At 67.7% G+C, this 4,456-nt stretch carries 4 protein-coding genes, 2 pseudogenes and 1 CRISPR repeat array; of the genes and pseudogenes, 5 read left to right on the forward strand and 1 reads right to left on the reverse strand.

Going from position 1 to position 4,456, the window contains the following annotated elements; all coding sequences use genetic code 11:
* Positions 1–873: 873 nt before the first annotated feature.
* From gvpJ to P3H15_RS53075, 3 genes are all read left to right on the forward strand, one after another.
* Positions 874–1,239 carry a gas vesicle protein GvpJ gene (gvpJ, locus tag P3H15_RS53065; RefSeq protein ID WP_276144675.1) on the forward strand — a complete coding sequence of 122 codons (366 nt, stop codon included), beginning with the start codon at positions 874–876 and terminating at the stop codon, positions 1,237–1,239.
* Positions 1,236–2,027: a GvpL/GvpF family gas vesicle protein gene (locus tag P3H15_RS53070; RefSeq protein WP_276144676.1), complete on the forward strand. Its 792-nt coding sequence runs from the start codon at positions 1,236–1,238 to the stop codon at positions 2,025–2,027. The genes gvpJ and P3H15_RS53070 overlap by 4 nt, the downstream gene beginning before the upstream one ends.
* Positions 2,028–2,260: 233 nt before the next feature.
* Positions 2,261–2,899, forward strand: a complete 639-nt coding sequence (locus P3H15_RS53075; RefSeq protein WP_276144677.1) for a hypothetical protein — start codon at positions 2,261–2,263, stop codon at positions 2,897–2,899.
* A gap of 84 nt (positions 2,900–2,983) precedes the next feature.
* Here P3H15_RS53075 and P3H15_RS53080 read toward each other — a convergent pair whose 3' ends face one another.
* Positions 2,984–3,466, reverse strand: a complete 483-nt coding sequence (locus tag P3H15_RS53080) for a hypothetical protein (RefSeq protein WP_276144678.1) — start codon at positions 3,464–3,466, stop codon at positions 2,984–2,986.
* Between P3H15_RS53080 and P3H15_RS56015 the strand changes: the two are divergent.
* Both P3H15_RS56015 and P3H15_RS53085 read left to right on the forward strand, forming a co-directional pair.
* Positions 3,347–3,631, forward strand: a pseudogene (locus P3H15_RS56015) (SRPBCC family protein); the annotation flags it as partial. The gene P3H15_RS53080 and the pseudogene P3H15_RS56015 sit on opposite strands and share 120 nt — an antisense overlap.
* 193 nt (positions 3,632–3,824) lie before the next feature.
* A CRISPR array of direct repeats spans positions 3,825–4,056; the repeat unit is 25 nt; unit sequence CGGAAGAGGAGTCCGGCGAGTACGA.
* A gap of 324 nt (positions 4,057–4,380) precedes the next feature.
* Positions 4,381–4,456, forward strand: a pseudogene (locus P3H15_RS53085) (gas vesicle protein); the annotation flags it as partial.

Below are 4,456 nucleotides of genomic sequence, written 5' to 3' on the forward strand. Positions count from 1 at the left end.
AGCCGAAGCAGGTCCAGTTCTCGCCGGCCGGCACCGTGACGGTCACGGTTCCCTGAGCGCCGGCCCCGACGCTCAACGCCGGCACCGCCGACGCGGTCCCGGCCGCAAGGACCATCGCGGGAGCGATCACGGCTGTCGCGATGGCCGTGCGCGCTGCGAGTTTCTTCATCGTGCTCACCTCATCCGTGGAAGTCCCCGACTCCTGCAGTGAACGGGGCTCCGGACGCGGCGCGACGACGTGGGACCTCCGCGCACCCTTCCGGGGCACCCGTCCTGTGAACAAGTGACGCTTTCCCGGTAAACCCGCAGTTCAAACCGGGCGCCCGACCGCAGAGATCCCCACGCGGGCGGTGTTCGAGAACGTCAACGTCAGCACCGCCCTGAGCATGGCCTGGCGGTGCCGCGCGCACCACCGAACATGCCGCCGGGGGTGCGCAGGAGCGGCCGGAGAGGCGTGGTCCTGGACGCGCACCACCCCGAGGACACCGGGGGCACTGGGACACTGATCCACAGGCGGCCCGCAGCCGCGACATCTACCGGGCCCGCGGCTACGACGCCGCCCACCGAGGCGATGCCGGTGACCGAGGGAAGCGGTCGAGTATGCGAAGGTCGAGTCGCCGTGGTCCGCGGACACATGGCACACCTTCGATGGTGCCGGTGGATCCGACCGGACGGACTGTTCCTCGGCCCGAATTGCGTAGTCCTCTCCCGTCTTTGACCGATTGAATTGGGCCCGGTCCGGGTAGTCGCTAGCCGACCCCCGCGTGCACCCCTGGCCCTCCCGGGGCGTCGGGGCGGTGGAGCCTGCCGGGGTGGGCGGGACCTGTGGTTGCAGCGCCGCGCGGTGGGCGAACAGAGGCAGGAGCGACGAGCATGACCACGGCAGGCGGACCCAGTTCCAGCAGTCTCGCCGACGTCATCGACACCATCTTGGACAAGGGACTGGTCATCGACGCCTACGTCCGGGTCTCGATCGTCGGCATCGAACTGCTCACCATCGATGCCCGCGTCGTCGTCGCGAGTGTCGACACCTACCTGCGTTTTGCGGAGGCGGCGAACCGGCTCGCGATCGGCAGCGAACCGAAGGGCTTGGCCGATCTGGTCTCCGACGTCAAGGGCAGCGGCAGCACCAAATCCAAGACCAAGGGTGTCCTCGAGGGCGTGAGCGAGACGCTCGGCGAGCTGCTCAGCGGCTCAGGCAGCGAACGCGAACCCGCACCCCGCCGGAGGAACACATGACCTCCCCCGAGGACACCGAGCCCGACGGTGACGACGAGGGCACTGCTGCGGCGTCGACCGCGATCTATGTGTACGGCATCGTCCCGGCGGACGTGCAACCCGACGACGACGCCACCGGCATCCACGACGCCCCCATCGATATCGTCACCCACGGTGAGATCGCGGCATTGGTCAGCGAAATCGATCCCGGCAGGCGACTGGGCACCCCCGCGGACCTGCAGGCCCACGCCCGCATCCTGGACGGCACCTCGCACGTCGCTCCGGTGCTGCCGCTGCGGTTCGGTGCCGTCGTCTCCGACCGCGACGCGGTGATCAACGGACTGCTCGCCGACCATGAGGACGAGTTCGCCTCCGCCCTCGACAAACTGGAGGGTTTCGCGCAGTACATGGTGAAGGGCCGCTACGTGCAGGAGACCATCCTCCGCGAGATCGTCGACGACAGCCCGAAGGCAACCAGCCTGCTCGAGGAGATCCGCGACCAACCGGAGGAACTGACCCGGGACGCCCGGATGGCGTTGGGGGAGATCATCGGTCACGCCCTCGAAGCCAAGCGGAACGCCGACACCCGCACCACCCTCGAGATCCTGTCCCCGCTGACCGACACCGCCGACGTCCGTGACCCCACCCACGACGAGGACGCCATGCAGATCGCGGTCCTCTTCGAGGTGGACCGGCAGGGCGAACTCGAACACACCGTCGGGGAGCTGGCCGAGCGCTGGGACAACCGGGTCACGATGCGCCTGCTCGGACCGATGGCGCCCTACGACTTCATCGTCGCCCGCACATAGCCTGCCGCCCGCACCACGATGGCACGGGCTCGCGCCGTCGTCGTCGTCCGCAGGAGCCACCGACCGGTCGGCTCGTTTCGCGGCCGAACTGCGGTTTCCGTTGGGGCGGCCGATTGAGTAGCCCTTCCCCGGGGTAGTCGGCGGAATGCGCCCCTCACCGCGCAGGATCCGCTCACAGACCGCCGCCGGCGCCGAGGTGCACCACCACATCCACTCGACGAAGGGGTTGGGCGATGACAAGCAAGGGCCAGATGGCCATGGCCGTGGGTGCCGGTTACATGTTGGGCCGCACGCACAAGATGAAGCTGGCGTTGATGCTCGCCGGGTACGGGGCCAGCAGACGGTTTCCGGGCGGGTCGCTGGGTGTTCTCAACGAGGGCCGCAAACTGCTCGCCGATTCCCCCGAGGTCGCCAAGCTCGGTGCGACGGTCCGCAAGGAGTTGATGAATGCGGCGAAGGCGGCCGCGGTGACCGCGGCCAGTCAGCGCATCGACTCGCTCAACACCCGGTTGCAGTCGGGTGAGGGTCTCCTCGGCGGCGCCGGCAAGGAGAAGAAGTCGAAGCGGGCCCGTGACGAGGAACCCGACGACGACTACGAGTACGAGGACGAGGAGAACACGGAAGTCGAGGACGAGGGCGACGACGAGACCGGTGACGACGATTCCGAACAGGCGCCCCGCGCCCGGAGGCGGCCGGCCCCGCGGCGCCGCTCGTCGGGTGGCGGTGGTTCCCGGCCCACCCGGTCGCGGTCGCGGTCGACGACGAACGACGACGACGAGGGCGAGGGCGACGACCTGGCCCGAGCCAGGGCCCGCAGGACACGGGCGAAGGCGACGACCGATTCCGTACCCGTACGACGCACCCGGAAGTGATCAGCGATGACCTCGAATCTTGACAGTGCGGCGAAGAAGCTGCGCCAGAATGTTTCCGGTGCGTCCGGTGAGGCCGCATCGGTGTCACCGCTGCAGAAGGCGGCGCAGGGCCTGCTCGGCACCGTGACCGACAAGGCGATGTCCGCCGTCTCCGACAAGGTGGCGGGCGCGACCGGCCGGCTGACCGACTACGCCGAGGGCGGCGGGGGCAGCCTGCTGTCCGCGGTCACCGGCAAGGGCAACGGCAACGGTGACGGCAACGGCAACGGTGACGGTGACGGGGAGGGCGACGGCAAGTCCCTGTTCTCCGGGCTGACCGACAAGGTGAAGGAGACGGCGTCGGATGTGAAGGACGCGGTCACCGGTGGTGGTGGTGGTGGAGGTAAGGGCAAGAAGCTCAAGTTGACCAACATCGTCGAAACGATCGATGTCGGTGTGCCGGTCCAATTGGCGTATAACCAGTGGACCCAGTTCGCGGACTTTCCGTCGTTCATGAAGAAGGTCGAGCGGGTGGAGCAGGAAGCGGACGAGAAGCTCGAGTGGAAGGCGCAGATCTTCTTGTCGCATCGCACCTGGGAGGCGTCGATCCTCGAGCAGGTCCCGGATGAGCGGATCGTGTGGCGGTCGAAGGGGGCCAAGGGTTTCATCGACGGTGCGGTGACGTTCCATGAGGTGACCCCGGATCTCACCCGCATCGTTGTGATCCTCGAGTATCACCCGAAGGGGTTGTTCGAGAGGACGGGGAACCTGTGGCGGGCACAGGGTCGGCGAGCGCGCTTGGAGTTGAAGCACTTCGGGCGCCACGTCATGACCCAGTCCGTTCTTCATCCTGACGAGATCGAGGGGTGGCGCGGAGAAATCCGGGACGGCAAGGTCGTCGAACCCGAGGAGTCCGAGGACACCAACGAAGAGCCGGACGAGGAGCCGGAAGAGGAGTCCGGCGAGTACGAGGAGGAAGAGCCGGACGAGGAGCCGGACGAGGAGTCGGAAGAGGAGTCCGGCGAGTACGAAGACGAGGAACCGGAGGAGGAGCCGGAAGAGGAGTCCGGCGAGTACGAGGACGAAGAACCCGAGGACGAGACCGCTGAGGACGAGTCCGGCGAGTACGAGGAGGAAGAACCGGAGGAGGAGCCGGAAGAGGAGTCCGGCGAGTACGAGGACGAAGAACCCGAGGAAGAGACCGCTGAGGACGAGACGGCGGAGGAGGAACCCGAGGAGGACACCGCTGAGGAGGAGACGGCGGAGGAAGAGCCTGAGGAGGAGCCCAAGCCGCGCCGGCGTCGTCCCGAGCCGCGCCGGCGTCGTCCCCAGAAGGCCGCTGCACAGAAGACCCCGGCGAAGAAGACCCCCGCGAAGAAGACCGCTGCTAAGAAGGCCCCCGCGAAAAGGGCCGCAGCTAAAAAGGCCCCCGCGAAGAAGACCCCAGCTAAGAAGACTGCCGCGAAGAAGGCAACACCGCGGCGTCGGACAGGAGCACGCGCATGACCACGGCAGGTGGACCGAGCTCGAGTAGTCTCGCCGACGTCATCGACACCATCCTCGACAAGGGCCTCGTGA

Origin of the sequence: Rhodococcus sp. T2V (assembly GCF_029269925.1) — a bacterium.
Lineage (GTDB): Bacteria > Actinomycetota > Actinomycetes > Mycobacteriales > Mycobacteriaceae > Rhodococcus_F > Rhodococcus_F koreensis.

Coding starts and splice junctions, on each gene's coding strand:
- gvpJ (WP_276144675.1), top strand. CDS start 874: ATGACCACGGCAGGCGGACCCAGTTCCAGCAGTCTCGCCGACGTCATC.
- P3H15_RS53070 (WP_276144676.1), top strand. CDS start 1,236: ATGACCTCCCCCGAGGACACCGAGCCCGACGGTGACGACGAGGGCACT.
- P3H15_RS53075 (WP_276144677.1), top strand. CDS start 2,261: ATGACAAGCAAGGGCCAGATGGCCATGGCCGTGGGTGCCGGTTACATG.
- P3H15_RS53080 (WP_276144678.1), bottom strand. CDS start 3,466: ATGCGACAAGAAGATCTGCGCCTTCCACTCGAGCTTCTCGTCCGCTTC.